This is a genomic window from Dysosmobacter sp., from assembly GCF_034093755.1.
GTDB lineage: Bacteria > Bacillota > Clostridia > Oscillospirales > Oscillospiraceae > Oscillibacter.
Map to the genome: position 1 here is coordinate 18,497 of NZ_JAXEBZ010000070.1, position 15,976 is coordinate 34,472.

At 65.9% G+C, this 15,976-nt stretch carries 13 protein-coding genes; 4 read left to right on the forward strand and 9 right to left on the reverse strand.

From position 1 onward, the window contains the following. Positions 1-222 precede the first annotated feature (222 nt). Both SOX55_RS09285 and SOX55_RS09290 read left to right on the forward strand, forming a co-directional pair. Entirely contained in the window at positions 223-1,428 is a 1,206-nt protein-coding gene (locus SOX55_RS09285; RefSeq protein ID WP_325287165.1) for a glutamine synthetase family protein, read from the forward strand. A gap of 37 nt (positions 1,429-1,465) precedes the next feature. After that, on the forward strand, positions 1,466-2,053 hold the full coding sequence (locus SOX55_RS09290) for an ANTAR domain-containing response regulator (RefSeq protein WP_325287166.1): 588 nt from the start codon (positions 1,466-1,468) through the stop codon (positions 2,051-2,053). Between the two features lie 109 nt (positions 2,054-2,162). On the opposite strand, the gene SOX55_RS09295 is transcribed toward SOX55_RS09290, so the two are convergent. The 7 genes from SOX55_RS09295 to SOX55_RS09325 all read right to left on the reverse strand — a co-directional run bounded on the left by SOX55_RS09295 (position 2,163) and on the right by SOX55_RS09325 (position 6,164). Next, positions 2,163-2,474, reverse strand: coding sequence for a hypothetical protein (locus SOX55_RS09295; protein ID WP_325287167.1), 312 nt, complete (start codon positions 2,472-2,474; stop codon positions 2,163-2,165). A 144-nt stretch (positions 2,475-2,618) separates the two neighbouring features. After that, positions 2,619-3,257: a YigZ family protein gene (locus tag SOX55_RS09300; RefSeq protein WP_325287168.1), complete on the reverse strand. Its 639-nt coding sequence runs from the start codon at positions 3,255-3,257 to the stop codon at positions 2,619-2,621. Further along, the gene (locus SOX55_RS09305; RefSeq protein ID WP_325287169.1) at positions 3,232-3,792 is read right to left on the reverse strand and encodes a GNAT family N-acetyltransferase; all 561 of its coding nucleotides are present in this window, start codon (positions 3,790-3,792) and stop codon (positions 3,232-3,234) included. The genes SOX55_RS09300 and SOX55_RS09305 overlap by 26 nt, the downstream gene beginning before the upstream one ends. A gap of 17 nt (positions 3,793-3,809) precedes the next feature. Then, entirely contained in the window at positions 3,810-5,081 is a 1,272-nt protein-coding gene (gene hflX, locus SOX55_RS09310; protein ID WP_325287170.1) for a GTPase HflX, read from the reverse strand. 18 nt (positions 5,082-5,099) lie between these two features. After that, complete coding sequence (locus SOX55_RS09315; protein ID WP_325287171.1) at positions 5,100-5,603, reverse strand: flavin reductase family protein; 504 nt, start codon at positions 5,601-5,603, stop codon at positions 5,100-5,102. A gap of 137 nt (positions 5,604-5,740) precedes the next feature. After that, entirely contained in the window at positions 5,741-5,944 is a 204-nt protein-coding gene (gene rpmE / locus SOX55_RS09320) for a 50S ribosomal protein L31 (RefSeq protein WP_325287172.1), read from the reverse strand. Continuing rightward, entirely contained in the window at positions 5,886-6,164 is a 279-nt protein-coding gene (locus tag SOX55_RS09325; RefSeq protein ID WP_325287203.1) for a hypothetical protein, read from the reverse strand. The genes rpmE and SOX55_RS09325 overlap by 59 nt, the downstream gene beginning before the upstream one ends. A 120-nt stretch (positions 6,165-6,284) precedes the next feature. On the opposite strand from SOX55_RS09325, the gene SOX55_RS09330 reads away from it, so the two are divergent. After that, positions 6,285-8,216: a putative bifunctional diguanylate cyclase/phosphodiesterase gene (locus SOX55_RS09330; RefSeq protein ID WP_325287173.1), complete on the forward strand. Its 1,932-nt coding sequence runs from the start codon at positions 6,285-6,287 to the stop codon at positions 8,214-8,216. A 61-nt stretch (positions 8,217-8,277) separates the two neighbouring features. Here the strand turns inward: SOX55_RS09330 and addA are convergent, their stop codons facing one another. Continuing rightward, positions 8,278-11,850: a helicase-exonuclease AddAB subunit AddA gene (gene addA, locus SOX55_RS09335; protein ID WP_325287174.1), complete on the reverse strand. Its 3,573-nt coding sequence runs from the start codon at positions 11,848-11,850 to the stop codon at positions 8,278-8,280. Further along, positions 11,843-15,172, reverse strand: a complete 3,330-nt coding sequence (locus SOX55_RS09340) for a PD-(D/E)XK nuclease family protein (protein WP_325287175.1) — start codon at positions 15,170-15,172, stop codon at positions 11,843-11,845. The genes addA and SOX55_RS09340 overlap by 8 nt, the downstream gene beginning before the upstream one ends. A 152-nt stretch (positions 15,173-15,324) precedes the next feature. Here SOX55_RS09340 and SOX55_RS09345 point away from each other — a divergent pair, with 152 nt between their 5' ends. Beyond that, positions 15,325-15,975, forward strand: coding sequence for a CatA-like O-acetyltransferase (locus SOX55_RS09345; protein WP_325287176.1), 651 nt, complete (start codon positions 15,325-15,327; stop codon positions 15,973-15,975). Position 15,976 lies beyond the last annotated feature (1 nt).

Below are 15,976 nucleotides of genomic sequence, written 5' to 3' on the forward strand. Positions count from 1 at the left end.
GTAAAGTCCCAATGTCAATGGGCATTTTGCCCAAACTGAGCTTCTTCCCCACCGTCCGCGCAGGACAAACAGCCATTGACAAGGTTCCCTTTCCCGCGTAAAATAGAAAACAGAACGAGGAGGTTCCAGGGGTTTTTGTGCCCATTTTTCAGGAACGCCCCGTTTTTTGCTTTTCCGCGGACCCCCGTCCGCCATCCTGACGAAAGGAAATCAGGTAACGCCATGAAATACTCAGCCGAAGAAGTGATGCAGTATGTCATCGAGGAGGACGTAAAATTCATCCGTCTGGCCTTCTGTGACGTTTACGGACGGCAGAAAAATATCGCCATCATGCCCACCGAGCTGCGCCGCGCCTTCACCTACGGCATCGCCATCGACGCCTCCGCCATCGCCGGCTTCGGCGGCGAGGTGCGCTCCGACCTGCTGCTGCACCCGGACCCCTCCACCCTGGTCCACCTGCCCTGGTGGTCCGAAAGCGGCCGGGTGATCCGGATGTTCTGCGACATCCGCTACCCCGACGGCCGTCCTTTTGAGGCGGACACCCGCTATATTCTGAAGACCGCCGCGGCGGAGGCCGCCGAGGAGGGATTCTCCTTTGCCTTCGGCTCGGAGATGGAGTTCTATCTCTTCCAGACGGACGAAAACGGCGAGCCCACCAGAAAGCCCTATGACCGGGCCGGGTACATGGACATCGCCCCCGACGACCGGGGCGAGCACATCCGCCGGGAAATCTGCATGACGCTGGAGCAGATGGGCATTCAGCCGGAAAGCTCCCACCACGAGAGCGGCCCGGGTCAGAACGAGATCGACTTCCGCTACTCCGATCCCCTCTCCGCCGCCGACAACGCCGTCACCTTCCGGGCGGTGGTGCAGACCATTGTGGCCCGCAACGGCCTGTGCGCCGACTTCTCCCCCAAGCCCCTTTCCGGGGAGGCCGGCAGCGGCCTGCACATCAACATCTCCGCCAAGGGCGGCGGCTTCGACCCCCTTCCCCATGTGATTGCCGGCATTCTGGACAAGGCCCGGGAGATGACCGTGTTCCTGAACCCCTGCGACAACTCCTATGACCGGCTGGGCAGCGACAAGGCCCCCAGCTACGTCACCTGGTCCGGGGAGAACCGGTCCCAGCTGATCCGCATCCCCGCCGCCGTGGGCGAGTACCGCCGGGCGGAGCTGCGGTCCGCCGACCCCACCGCCAACCCCTATCTGGCCTTCTCCCTGCTGATCCGGGCGGGCCTGTACGGCATCCGCAGCCGCATGGAGCTGCCCACCGCCACGGATTTCAACATTTACACCGCCCCCGCCGACGTTCTGGCCCACTATGAGAAGCTGCCCTCCAGCCTGCGGGAGGCCAAGGCCATCGCCGGCGCCAGCGAGTTCATCCAACGGCAGCTTCCCGCCACGGTGATCGCCGCCTACTGCCGGTGAACCGCCGGCCATCCTCAAACGAAGGGAGGGGAGCGCCATGATCTTTCAGGAACGCACGTACAGCGTGCTGCTGGTCTCCGCATCCGACAAGTTCAACAACACCATCATGCCTCTGCTCCCCATGACGGACTACTGGCCCGTCACCACGGTGAAAACGGTGGGAGCGGCCCAGCGCCACATGCTGGAGACGGCCTATGACATTGTGATCATCAACGCGCCGCTGCCGGACGATTTCGGCATGCGGCTGGCCATAGACACCTGCGCCGCCAGCGGCGCCGGCGTGCTGCTGCTGGTGAAAAGCGAGCTGTATGACGAGGTGTACTCCAAGGTGGTGAGCCACGGCGTCATGACCCTGTCCAAGCCCACCAGCCTGCAGATGGTGTCCCAGACCCTGCGGGTGCTGTGCGCCACCCGGGAGCGGCTGCGGCAGGTGGAGGCCAAGCAGGTCACCGTGGAGGAGAAGATCGACGAGATCCGCCTGGTGAACCGAGCCAAGTGGCTGCTGATTGAGTGCCTCAGCATGACGGAGTCCGACGCTCACCGCTACATCGAAAAGCAGGCCATGGATCTGCGGCTTTCCAAGCGGGAAGTGGCGGAGAACATCATCAAAACGTACAAATCGTAAAAAAGGACGGCCTGCCGGATGCCCGGCGGCCGCTGACAGCGCGATCTGATTTTCCGGAACCGGCATGACGGATGTCACGCCGGTTCCGCTTTTTTACCGTTTCCGCCGGTCACCAGTTCCACCATCTTCTGCCGCTCCGCCGGTCCTCGTAGCGCGACCAGACGAAGGAGATCAGGATTGCCAGAACGCCGGCGCCGGAAAACACACGCTCCCAGAGGTCAGGGAAGAACAGCCTGGTGATCAGGAAGAACAGCACATATCCCCCGTTCAGAATCAGGAAGGCCCACTGCCCCGCCGGCAGCCGTTCCCCCTTCCGGAGCCGTCCGGCCAGCGCGGCCGCGCAAAACACCGCAGCCAGCAGGTACAGCCACGCCAGCAGCAGCGGGAGGGTGTGGAACAGGAACTCCATCAGCTTCAGCATATTCTCCCCGCCTTACTCCAAGATGATTTCCCGGCAGAAGCCCCCCGCGCCCCACTCCCGGGCCATGGAGCGGCAGATGTCCTGAAAGGCCGTTTCTGTCGGATGTACACTCGCTCCCCCGGTTCCGGGCGGAGCCGTTTTTGTCTATTTTGCCGTCTCCCGGGGGCCGGGCAGGAACTCCTCCCCCGCCGGGAGCATCTCCAGGCTGCCGGCGGACAGCTCCCGCAGCCGGGGAGCGAACCGCTCCGCGCCGCCGGCGGGAAACGCGCTGCGGAGCAGGATGTCCGCGCCGTACTCCGTGTCCCGGATGACGCCGCCGCAGCCCTCGATCTCCAGCTTCATCCGCTCCAGCAGCGGGTAGGTGCAGGGCACCTCCCACAGCGTCCACAGGCTCATGCGGCTGATGCCGGCGGCGTCCAGGCCGTCCTTGGCCCCCCGGGTGTAGGCCCGGGTCAGGCCGCCGGCCCCCAGCAGCACGCCGCCGAAGTACCGGGTCACCACGCAGCACACGTTGGTGACCTGCTCCCGCTGAAACACCGCCAGCATGGGCTGGCCCGCGGTGCCCTGGGGCTCGCCGTCGTCGGAGTAGCGCACCACGCCCCCCTCCCGCAGCAGATAGCACCAGCAGTTGTGGCGGGCGTCGTAATACTTCTTCCTCATCTCCTCCACCCGGGCGCGGGCCTCCGTCTCCGTCTCCACCCGCCAGACATGGGTAATGAAGCGGGACCGCTTCTCGGTGAATTCGCTTTCCGCCGCTTCAAAGGGCACCAGATACTCGTTCACGCCACCGCTCCTCCGTCAGTTCATAAAAGTAGGTCTGCCGGACCTCGTGCATCAGTTCCACATCCGTGGGCCGGGCGAACCGGAACCGGAAGCCCCGCTTCTCCATCACCCGGCGGGACCGCCAGTTGCCGGCGTAGTGGGCGCACCAGACGCGGCGCAGCCCCAGCGTCTCAAAACCGTACCGCTCCACCGCGGCCATGGCCTCCGCCGTCAGCCCCCGACCCCAGAAGGGGCGGCTGAGGGCATAGCCGATCTCGTCATCGGGGCAGTCCGGGTGCTCTCCCGCCGGGTGTCCCCCCACGAAGCCGATGGAGCCGATGACCTTCCGGTTCTCCTTCAGCTCCATGGCGAACACATGGGGCTGGGAGAACACCGTCTGGACGATATACCAGCTCTCCATGTAGCTTTCGTGGGGCGGCCAGCCCGCCGGAGGCCCCACCGCCGGGTCCCGGGCGTAGGCGTACACATCGGCGCTGTCCTCCGCCGTGAAGGGCCGCAGCCGCAGCCGGGGCGTCTCCAGAATCACTGTTTCCACGGGGCTTTCCCCCTTTCTCACGGATGGATATACGGCTCCACCAGCCCCAGAACCCGGGGGGTGCACACCGCAGTCACGTCAATGGTTTCGGAATAGGCCACGTTCTCCACCTTTGCCTCCCGGTACAGCATGTCCAGCAGGCCTCCCTTGTCATAGGGGATATGGAGGGTCACCCGGCGGGTGCCCTTGTCCAGCCGCCGGTCAATCTTCTCCAGCAGCTCCGCCATGCCGGCACCGGTGCGGGCGGAGACGGACACAATATCCTCCCCGTGGGGCAGAATCTCCCCGGCGGGCAGGCAGTCGCACTTGTTGAACACGTCGATGCGGGGCAGCCGGTCCGCCCCCAACTCCGTGATGAGGCGCTCCACCACCTCGGATTGCTGCTGCCAGTCCGGGTTGGACACGTCGATGACGTGCAGCAGCAGATCCGCGTATTCCAGCTCCTCCAGCGTGGCCTTGAAGGCCTCCACCAGCTGGTGGGGCAGCTTGCGGATGAAGCCCACGGTGTCGGAAATCACCACGTCCAGCGTGTCGCTGACGGTCAGCAGGCGGCTGGTGGTGTCCAGGGTGTCGAACAGGCGGTTGTTGGCGGGGATGGCCGCGCCGGTGAGCTGGTTTAAGAGGGTGGACTTGCCGGCGTTGGTATAGCCCACGATGGCCACCACCGGAATTTCGTTTTTCCGGCGGCGCTCCCGCTGGGTGCCCCGCACCCGGCGCACCTCCTCCAGGTCATCCCGCAGCTTGTCGATCTTCTTGTGAATCAGGCGGCGGTCCGTCTCCAGCTGGGTCTCGCCGGGGCCTTTGGATCCGATGGGGCCGCTGCCGCTGGTGCCGGCCTGCCGCTCCAGGTGGGTCCACATGCCCGTCAGACGGGGCAGCAGGTACTTGTACTGGGCCAGCTCCACCTGCAATCGGCCCTCCTTGGTCCGGGCCCGCTGGGCGAAAATGTCCAGAATCAGTCCGCAGCGGTCCAGCACCTGCACCCCCAGCATGTCCGTCAGCACCCGCTGCTGGGAGGGGGACAGGTCATTGTCGAAAATCACCATGGTGGCCCCCACGTTTTCGCAGTACAGCTGAATCTCCGCCACCTTTCCCTCTCCCACGAAGGTGCGGGGGTCCGGGGAGGTCCGGTTCTGCAGCACGGTGCCCACCGTCTCGGCACCGGCGGTCTCCACCAGCGCCGCCAGTTCCTCCATGGACTGCTCGTCAGCCCGCTCGTTTTTGTCCAGCACCGGGGAGTTCAGCCCCACCAGCACCACTTTATCCCGAATTTCTTCCGTTTCCCGCATGGTTCCTCTCCGTTCGTCTTATCTGGCATAGGCCTCCACGACCTGGCCGATGTACATTCTGTGCCAGTTCTCCCCCTGATAGTGCCGCAGGGGCAGATCGTCGGTCAGGCACTCCGGCTTCAGGTCCTGGGCGTACAGCTTGCGGCACACCAGCACCCACTGGCTTTCGGCGATGTAGGGCACGCCGGACTCCGTATACGCAACGCTCATGCCGGACTGGGCCAGCTTGTCGGTGTCCCGGCCGCTCCTGGTGCCGAACACCCGGATGCGGTCGTGGTCCTCCAGCGCAGGCACGGACACGGTGAAATACTCCTGGGCCTCCATGAATGCATAGGTATACCGCTCCGGCCGCACGTAAACGGTGCAGGCCGGCTCGTTCCACATGCGGCCCAGGCCGCACCAGCCGATGGTCATGGTGTTGCTGCGCGCCCGCTCTCCCGCGGTGAGCAGCGCGTTCTGGGTTCCGAACACCCGGAATACCTCCGGGGAAAGCTCTTTCAGATCAACAGCATGCAGTGCCATGGTTTTTGTCTCCTTTTTCCGCCCCGTGGGCATTTTTCTGATTCCTCATTTTTTATTATAGTCCATTTTCCCGGAAAAACAAAGAAAAACCCGCATCCTTACGGATACGGGTTTCGGGTGACGTGTCAGCGGCAGGCTTACTTGCCCAGGCCGAACTTCTTGTTGAACTTGGCAACGCGTCCGCCGGTATCCACCAGCTTCTGCTTACCAGTGAAGAAGGGGTGACACTTAGAGCAGACTTCCACCTTGATATCCTTCTTGGTAGAACCTGTCTCAATCACATTACCGCAGGCGCAAGTAATCGTAGTCTGCTGATAATTGGGATGGATTCCTTCTTTCATTGCTCTCGTTCACCTCTTTCTGAACCCTATTACCTCTCCACAAGGCGTTGTTTAGTATATCATGCCGTTTTTTCTTTTGCAAGTCTTTTTTCAGATTTTTTTCTGCCCCGCCCTGTTTTCGGCGAAAACGCCCCGCCGGACCCGTTTCCGTTTCCGGACAGTCCCGGGTCAGCGGAAAAAAGGTAATACTTTTTTCCGTTTTTTCGCCATAATCTGTCAATTTCCTCTTGTGCTTTCCAAATATTATGATATACTAATGTAAAACTACCGCAAAACGCGCATTTTCAGTTGTTTTTTGTAACTGTTTACCACTTCACCATGGAATCAGGGGGTGAGCCGTATGATCCGATGGTCGCTGATGCCCGAGATTTTTTCCCTGTTCATCATCACCATTATTTTTATCCGATACTACTGCTACGAGTGGAAGGTGGCCTTCACGCCCCGGCGGAAGCTGTTTCTGGCCTGCCTGATCTGCTCCGGCGCCTCCATTGTGCTCAACGGCCTGTGCGTCTGGATGCTGTCCCAGCCGGGCCGGTTCCCGGTATGGCTGAACCTGGTGCTGAACACCGCCTACTTCCTGCTGAGCATAGCCATGTGCTCCCTGTTCGCCCTGCTGCTGTTCATTCTGCTGCTGGAGCACGTCTATGATCTCCACTGTCTCCGCCGGGCCCGGGTCGCCCTCATCGCGCTGACGGCGGCCTACTGGGTTCTCATCCTCACCAATCCCTTTACCCGGGTGTTGTTCCGGATCGACGAGACGGGGCTTTACCAGCGGGGACCGCTGAACCGCATCTGCTACGCCCTGCCGGTGCTGGAGATTCTTCTGCTGGTGTACTGCTACTTCCGCAACCGGGACAGCGTCTCCACCTCCATGGTTTACGTCATGCGGAGCCTGCCGCCGCTGGTGATGCTGGTGGCCTTCTTCCAGGTGCTCTATCCGGAGGTGCTGCTCAACGGCACCCTCAGCTCCTGCGCCAGCCTGCTGCTGTTTCTCAGCTTCCAGACCCACACCGGCGACCGGGACAGCCTCACCGGCATCCGCAGCCGGGAGAATTTCATGACCGAACTGACCATCCGCCTGCGGGAAAAGCGGGAGCTGCACATCATGGTGGTGTCCCTCCAGTCCTTCTCCGACGTGAACCTCCGCCTGGGCCACACTCTGGGCGATGCCGTGCTCTATGAGGTGGCCCGGTATCTGAACCGGTTCCACTCCGCCTGCCACGCCTTCCGCATCAGCAACGTCACCTTCGCCCTGGTGCTGCCCTGGACCGGCGAGGCGGAGGCGGACCGGCAGATGCAGGAGATCCGGGACCGCTTTCAGCAGCCCTGGGTGCTGGGAGAGGTGTGCTGCAGCCTCACCGCCGCCCTGGCGGACCTGCGCTGCGCGGAGCAGCAGTCCGTCAACGAGGTCATGGAGCAGATGGAGTTCATTCTCACCCAGGCCCGGGAGCGGGGCACGATGCTGCGGTTCAACGAGGACGCCCGCCGCCGGATGCAGGAGCGGAAGGACCTGATCGGCATTCTCCGCCGCTCCGTCCGGGAGCAGCGGTTCCAGGTGTGGTATCAGCCCATCTACTGCTGCCACCACAGCGAGTTCTGCTCCGCTGAGGCGCTGCTGCGGCTGTGGGATGACAGCGGCCGCCCCATCTCCCCGGAGGTGTTCATCCCTCTGGCGGAGGAGACGGGGCTGATCTCCGAGCTGACGTGGATTGTGCTGGAGGACGTGTGCCGCCTGCTGAGCAGCGGGCGGGTGCCGGGGCTGAAAAGCGTGTCGCTGAACCTGTCCATGCAGCAGCTGCTGGACCCCCGGCTCACGGAGCAAATCGCCCGGAAGCTGGAGGAATACCGGCTGACGCCGGACCAGCTGAAAATCGAGATCACGGAGCGGTTTCTGCTGCAGGACGCCCAGTATGCCCGCCGCCAGCTGGACTCCCTGCTGGCCCTGGGGCTGGAGATTTACATGGACGATTTCGGCACCGGCTACTCCAACCTGACCAGTGTGCTGAACTTCCCCTTTACCTTCATCAAGCTGGACCGCAGCCTGATATACCGGGTTCCGGAGGACCGGCAGGCGGAGCTGATGATCCGGACGCTGATGTCCCTGTTCCACGACATGGGCAAGCGCCTGGTGGCGGAGGGCGTGGAAACGGAGGTGCAGGCCCTGCGGCTGCAGGACCTGGGGGCCGACATGATTCAGGGCTTCTATTACGCCAAGCCCATGCCGCCGGAGCAGCTTTCCGCCTTCTTCCACCAGACCCGTCTCAACCCCTGAACACGAAAAACCGTCCCGCTGCCAAGGCAGCGGGACGGTTTTTCATATTCTTTGCCGCCGGTCACAGCTCCACCGTCTCCCCGGGGTACAGGAAGTACAGCACCCGGCGGGTGACGGGCCGCTCCAGCACCCGCTCCAACGCGCGGCTGTAGGCCTCGATCTGGGGGCGGTACCGCTCCGCCCGGGGGCGCACCTCGTCGCCGGACACCCGGTCCGTCTTGAAGTCCACCACCGTCAGCCCCTCCGCCGCGGCGAAGCAGCAGTCCACCACGCCCTGCAGCAGCACCTTGTCTCCCGCCGCGGCCTCCGGGTCCACCTCCGACGCGTCCAGCAGCACCGTGAAGGGATACTCCCGCCAGATCTCCTTCGCCTGCCGCAGCTCCTGTGCCAGAGGGGAGGCCAGCAATTGCCGCAGTGCCTTCACATTCACGGCTTCAGCCTGTTCGTCGCTCAGCAGCCGGCGCCGGCGCAGAGCCTCCACCTGCTCCGCCGGGTCCGGGCCGGAGAAGTCCAGATACTGCAGCGCCAGGTGGACGGCGGTGCCCCGCTCGGCGGGGGTCAGGCCCGCCCGCTCCTGGCGGAAGCGAGGACGGGTCAACGGCCGCAGGGCCGGATGGATTTCCGTCTGCTCCGCCGCCTCCCGGTCCAGCTCCCGGCCCTTCAGCTCCGTGGCGGTGAGCTTGGCGGGCAGCGACGTCTCCCGCTGCCAGGGGTAGACGAATTCCAGCAGCGACGGGTCGAAGGCGGTCTCCGCCTCCCGTTCCGCCGCCGGAGACCGCCGCCCCGTGCCGGGTTGGCGGAAGTCCTCCGCGTCATGGACCGCCACCTGCCAGGGCAGGGTGTCCCCGGTGTCCAGGGCGGACACCTCCATCTCCGCCAGCTGCCGCAGGGGCGCGGCCTCCGGGCGGCACAGCAGCGGCAGCAAAATCCAGTCGGCAAAGCACTTCCCCGCCCCCACCGACTCCGGCATGGCCGGGCAGGCCGCCAGGGGAATCAGCCGCTTCAGCTTCGTCTCCGTGTGGTAGGCAGCGTCCACCAGAATCAGCTTCTCCTTGGGCCGGGTCATGGCCACGTACAGAATCCGCTGCTCCTCCGCCTTGTTCTCCCGGGTCAGCGCCTCCTCCAGGCACTGGCGGGCCATGGTGGGGTACTTGATCCGCCGGTTCAGGTCCACGCAGGTGGGACCCACCCCCAGCGCCGGATGCACCAGCACCGGGGTGGTGAAGTCCTGGCGGGAGAAGGCGTGCTCCAGGTCCGTCAGAAGGACGATGGGAAACTCCAGGCCCTTGGACCGGTGGATGCTCATGATGCGCACGCCGCCCCCCTGGTCGCCGGTGCGGGTCTGGGGGGCACGGTCCGTCTCCAGGAGCCGCCGCAGCTGGTTCACAAAGGCGAACACGCCGCAGTAGCCGCCGGCCTCCATCCGCTCCGCCTGCTCCGTCAGGGCGATGAGGTTCTCCCGCCGCTGCGCTCCGCCGTCCATGGCGCCGAAGACGCCCAGCACGTTCAGCCGGTTGTAGATGTGCCACAGCAGCCGGTGGACGGTGACGTCCCGGCTCAGCAGCCGCAGCTCCTCCAGCACCGCCAGGAACTCCCGGCAGTCCTCCCCGCCGTCAGCGGCCACCGCGTCGTAAAAGTCCCCGTCGGCGGCAGAGCGGATCTCCGCCAGACGGTCCGGCACGAAGCCGAACACCGGCGAGCGCAGCACGGAAATCAGGGGCACGTCCTGCCGGGGGTTGTCGATGATCTCCAGCAGGGACAGCATGGTGGCCACCTCCATGGAGGCGAAGAAATCCCCCGTCTTCTGCTGGGCACAGGGAATGCCCTCCTCCGCCAGGGCCTGGGCGTAGGCCTCCGTGCGGCTGCCGGGAGAGCGCATGAGGATGACGATATCCTCCGGCCGGCACCGGCGCAGGGTGCCGTCCCCCTCCGTCACCGGGAAGCCCTCGTCCAGCAGCTGCCGGATGCGCCGGGCTGTGAACCGGGCCTCCGCCGTCAGCCGCTTCACCGGCGGCTCCTCCCCGTTCCGCCGCTGGCGGGCGCGGATCAGGTGAAACTCCACGGCGCAGTCCTGCCGGGGCGGATAGTACTCCGCGCCGAAGTGAAGGGCCTCGTCCTCGCCGTAGTCCATCTCCCCCATTTCTTTGGAGAGGATGTTGGAAAACAGGAAGTTGGCGGCGTCCAGCACCTCCCGCCGGGAGCGGAAGTTTCTGGACAGCAGGATTTTCCGGGGGCCCCCCTCCTCCGCCCGGGTGTACAGGGGATAGCGGCCGTACTTGTCCAGAAAGATGGTGGGATCCGCCAGCCGGAAGCGGTAGATGCTCTGCTTCACGTCGCCCACAGTAAAGAGGTTTTGCCCCTCCCGGGACACCGCCTGAAAGATGGCGTTCTGCACCTCGTTGGTGTCCTGGTACTCGTCCACCAGCACCTCCCGGTACCGGGCGGCCACCTGCCGCCCCAGCTCCGTGGGCCCTCCCGCCTCATCCGTCAGGATGGACAGGGCCAGGTGCTCCTGGTCGGAGAAATCCGCCGCGTTCTGCCGCAGCTTCTCCGTCCGGTAGGCCCGGGAGAACCGCTCCGTCAGCCGCAGCAGCGCCGTCATGGCGGGGGCGGAGGCGGACAGGTCCGCCATGGCCTCCTGCCCGCTGACGGACAGCAATCCGTTCCACTTTCCTGCCGCGGTTTTGCAGCCGTCCCACAGCTGCCTGGCCCGGACCTTCAGGTCGCCGCCGTCGGCGTCCTTCACCGCCCCCAGCCGGGGGAACACCAGGGCCGACGCCGCCTGGCGGCTTCTCTCCCAGCCACCCTGGGCGGCGGTGTCCGCCAGGGCGTCCAGGGTGTCGGCCACCGCCAGGAAGCGGCCGGCGTAGCCCTTTTCCATGGGGGCACAGCCCACCATCTCCCCCGCCGCCTGCCGCAGCAGACCCGCCCAGTGGCGGCCGCGGCGGCTTACCCCCGCCAGCAGCGCGGCAGCGTAGGGGGTATCGTCAAAATCGCCGTTCCCCGCCCGGAAGGCGGCCCAGCGGTCCTGCTCCGACGCCAGCCACCGCTCCGGGTAGGCGTGGCTCTGGAGCTTTTCGTAGACCTCCAGCACCAGCGCCTCCAATGCCCGGTCATCCCGGCCGAAGCCCAGCTCGTCCGCCAGGGCCTTGTCATCGCCGTCCATGGCGTCGTAGAACTCCTCCAGCACCCGGCCCAGCACCCGCTCCCGCAGCAGCTTCGCCTCGTTCTCGTCCAGCACCCGGAAGTCCGGGGACAGGCTGTGGCGGTCCTCCTCCCGGGACAGAAGATGGGTGTTCTCCCGAAGCAGCGCCGTGCAGAAGGCGTCCACCGTGCGGATGTCCGCCTGGTAGACCCGCAGCAGCTGCCGGCGCAGGTGGCCGTCCGCCGGGTTGGCCGCCACCCGGCGGCTCAGCTCCGCGGCGATCTTGCTCCGCAGCTCCGCCGCCGCGGCCCGGGTGTAGGTGATGATGAGGAAGTCATCCACGCTGCAGCCTTCCTCCGTCACATAGCGGAACAGCCGCTCCACCAGCACCTTGGTCTTGCCGGAGCCGGCGGCGGCGGACACCAGCAGGCTCCCGCCCCGGTTCTCCACCACCGCCTGCTGCTCGGCGGTCAAACGCAGCTCAGCCATGGTTGTCTCCTCCTTCCTCATCCAGCTCCGCCCAGAATTCCTCCGCCTTTACCGGCGTGATGTAGTGCAGGTGGTCGCCGCCCCGCCCGTCCTCAAAGTGGCAGGCGGAGGCCCACTTGCACCAGCGGCACTGGACGTCCTCCTCGCTGTGGCAGCAGGGATCGGCGTCGATGTTGCCGTCCCGCACCTCCCGGGCGATCTGGTGGAGCAGCCGCTCCACGTAATTGCCCAGCTTTCCCAGCCGGGCCGCCGAGGCAACGCCGCCGCTGACGCTGCCGTCCTTTCCCACCCGCAGCGGCAGGTAGTGAGGCTCCGTCAGCGCCTCGTGCTCCATGGCCCGCAGCACCTCCGGGTCCTCCAGCAGCAGTCCGCTGCGGCGGAGGGTCTTCTCCCGCATGGCCGCCAATCTTTCCGGCGTCACGTTCCGCTCCGCTGTCAGCACCTCGTCCCGGGCGGGGAAGTACAGCACCCCCGCCGGCTCCACATCGTGGCCGAAGTAGGGCTTCCCCTCGTCCCGCAGGGTGAAGAGGTACAGCAGCATCTGCAGGTCCAGACCCATGCGGACCTCCGCCAGGTCGAAGCTCTTGCGGCCGGTCTTGTAGTCCACCACCCGCAGGTAGAGCCGCCCGCCCTTCAGCCAGCCGTCCACCCGGTCCACCTTTCCGTTGATCCGCAGCTCCCCGCCGGGCTCGGAGATGGTCACCGCCGGCAGCTTTCCCCTGTCGCCGAAGCCCAGCTCAAACTCCAGGGGCACAAAGTCGGAGTGGCGCAGCTCCTCCGCCGTCTCCCGCACCACCTCCACGGCGGTGTTCCGCAGGCGGCGGAAGAGGTAGCGGAACCGGGGGCTGCGCTCCCGGAAGTTCTGGAACTCCTGTTCCTCGTATTGGGCGATGTACCGCTCCGTCAGCTCCTCCAGCTCCCTGTCCGTCACCCGGGCAAAGCCTCCCCGGGCCATGGCGTCCCGGGTGACGTTCTCCAGCAGGAAGTGGAGGAAGGTACCGATCTGGGGGGCGTCAAAGTCCGCCCTGGCCCGCTCCTTCGCCCGCAGGCCGTACTCCATGAAGTAGGCGAAGTGGCAGGAGTTCAGCCGCTCCACCCGGGAGGCGGACATGCTGAACCGGTCGCCGTACAGCCGCCGCACCGCCGCCGGGGACAGCCGTCCCCGGCCCAGCCGGGCCGCCCGCTCCATGGCCTGCAGCCGCCCGGCGTAGGGCTGCCGCGCGGCGAAATACTGCCACACCGCTCCGCCGGGGTGGTCCCACGCCGCCTCCAGCGCCGGAATGGGGGCCGCCAGCCGCTCAGCGCGGCAGCCCGTCTCCCGCTCCGGCCGCAGCCCGGGAAACAGGCCCTGAATGCGGTCCATGACAAAGGCGGGCCGCAGCTCCGCCCCCGTCACGTCGGACACCGGGCAGCTGACCCACAGCCGCTCCGTGGGCTGGCACAGCGCCGCGTACAGGTTCTGCAGCTCGATGCTCAGCTGCTCCATGCCCCGGGGGGCCAGGCGGATGCCGGAGGCCACCAGCTGGTCCCGGTCATCGTCGTTGAGGATGCCGCCGCCGGTGCCGGGAGAGGGCAGCACGTGGTCATTGGCCCCCAGCAGGAACAGCACCTTCACGTTGTGGCGGTCATTCCGGGTGATCTCGCTGACGTTCACCTGGTCCAGCGCCACCGGGATGGTGCCCACGCTGTACTGGGTCAGCACCTGCCGCAGCAGCCGGACAAACTCGTCGGTGTCCATCTGCTCTCCCCGGAGAATCTCCACAAACTGGTCCAGCACACCGCAGAGGATGTCCCACAGCTGGGCCGTCTCCTCCGCCCGCTGCAGCTGCCCCGCCTGCGCCAGGCGCTCCATCTGCTCCTCCAGGGACTGCTGCAGCCCCACCTGCTCCAGAAAGCCGTACAGGGCGTCCACCTTTCCGTCGGCGGTGTCCGCCGCCTTCAGCCCCTCCGAGAGGGCCAGCAGCGGCTCCCGCACCCGCCGGCGCAGACTGTTGATCTCCGCCAGGCGCTCCTGCTGCCGCTCATCCCGGAAGGCGCCGTAGCCGTCGGGATCGGCGGTCCAGTCCGTCTCCTTCAGCCACATGGAGCCGTGGATGTCCCAGGTCAGGGCGTAGTTTTCCAGCCGGTCGCACTCCTCCGGCGTCAGGCCCGCCAGGCCGGTTTTCAGGTACCGGAACATGTCCTCATACTCATACCCGCCGGTAACCGCCGCCAGCACCCCGGTGATGAGGGCAATAGCGGGAGTCAGGAGGATGTCGCTGCGGCGGCTCATGTACACCGGGATGCCGTACCGCTCAAACACGCTCTCGATGATGGGCTCGTAGTCCCCCATGTTCCGGGCGGAGACGGTAATGTCCCGGTAGCGGTATTGGCCGGAGGCCGCCAGACGCCGGATGTCCGCCGCCGTCTGCTCCACCTCGGCAAAGGCGTCGGCGGAGTAGCGCAGCCGGACGGCGTCCGTCTCCCCCTCCCAGGGCCGGTTCTCCCCGAAAAAGCAGCGCTCCAGATGGTGCAGGGGCGCATCGTCCTCCGGGGCGGTGAGATACACGATCTCACAGGGGCAGCCCGCCTCCGCCGCCAGCCGCGTCAGGGCGTCCCGGGTGCGGTAGGAGGCCTCGAACAGCTCGCTGCGGACACCCTTCGCCTCCCCCAGCAGCGTCACGGTGACGGACTTCGCCCGCCGCAGAAACACCGCCAGCGCCCGCTGCTCCTGGCCGTTGAAGTAGGTGAATCCGTCCAGGAACAGGTCCTTGCCGTCGATGTAGCCGGACTCCTCCAGCCGGTCGCACAGCTTGCTCATCCGGTCCCGGGCGTCCAGGCCGGGGCGGTGGAGCCGGGCTTCGTAGGCGGCGTACAGCAGGCTCAGGTCCTGAATCTTCTCCCGGGTGGCCCCGGTGACCTGGTCCGCCTTCCCCGCCAGCTCCTCCGGCGTCACCTCGTAGCTGCGCAGCTCGTCAAACAGGGCCAGCATCTCCTCCAGGAAGGCGGCCTTCCGGGAGGGGCGGCGGTACAGCTTCAGCTCCGGTGCCGTCTCGCACAGGGCCTTCTGCAGCGTCAGCAGCTTGCCGCCGCTGTCCAGCGTCACGTCGGACAGCCCGCCGGCCCGGCTCAGCACCCGGGTGGCCAGCCGGGAGAAGCTCAGCACCTCCGCGTGGCGGCTGGCCGTGTCGCCGCAGACGGCGCACAGGTCCATCTCCGCCGCGTGGGACGCGTGCTCCGGCACCAGCAGAATCTGCCGGCTTCCGTCTCCCAGGGTTTTGATTGTCTCCAGCACCCGGGCGGATTTTCCCGTCCCGGCCCGGCCCATCAGGATTGTCAGCATACTCCCGCCTCCCGCGATTGTCGTTTCCCCCATTGTACAGAATCCCGGCCCCGATTACAAGGGGCGGCTCTGCGGAGCGTAGAGTCTCCGGAGCGCAGGTGGCCTTTTTCCCCGCCTTCCGGTATGCTGGAAGCAGAAAGGAGGCATCCCCCATGTTCACACCCATCGACCTTGCCCAATGGCCCCGGGGCCAGATGTTTTATTATTTCTCCCATATGGCCCCCACCGGCTACTCCCTCACCGTCTCCCTGGACGTGACCGGACTGCACAGAACGGTGAAAGCGCACGGCGTGAAGTTCTTCCCCGCCTACGTGTGGCTGGTGACGAAAAATCTGAACCGGCAGGTGGAGTTCAAGTGCGCCGTGCAGGACGGGCAGCTGGGGTACTTCGACACCCTGACGCCCCTGTACGCCGCCATGCACCCGGATGACCGCACCATCTCCCTCATGTGGACGGAGTATCAGGAGGACTTCCCCGCCTTTTACCGGCAGTATCTGGAAAACCAGCGGCGATTCGGTGCCCAGCACGGCGTCCTCGCCCAGCCCCAGACGCCCCCGCCCCCCAACGCCTACACCGTCTCCTGCCTGCCCTGGGTGCCGTTTCAGCACTTCGCCGTCCACAGCTACGAGAACAAGCCCTACTACTTCCCCAGCGTGGAGGCCGGGAAGTTCGAGGAGCGGGACGGCCGGCTCCTCATGCCCCTGTCCCTCACCTGCCACCACGCCACCACCGACGGCTGGCACGTCAACCGGTTTCTGGAGGACCTGCAGCGGGACATGGACGATTTTGCCCGGTACCTGTGAA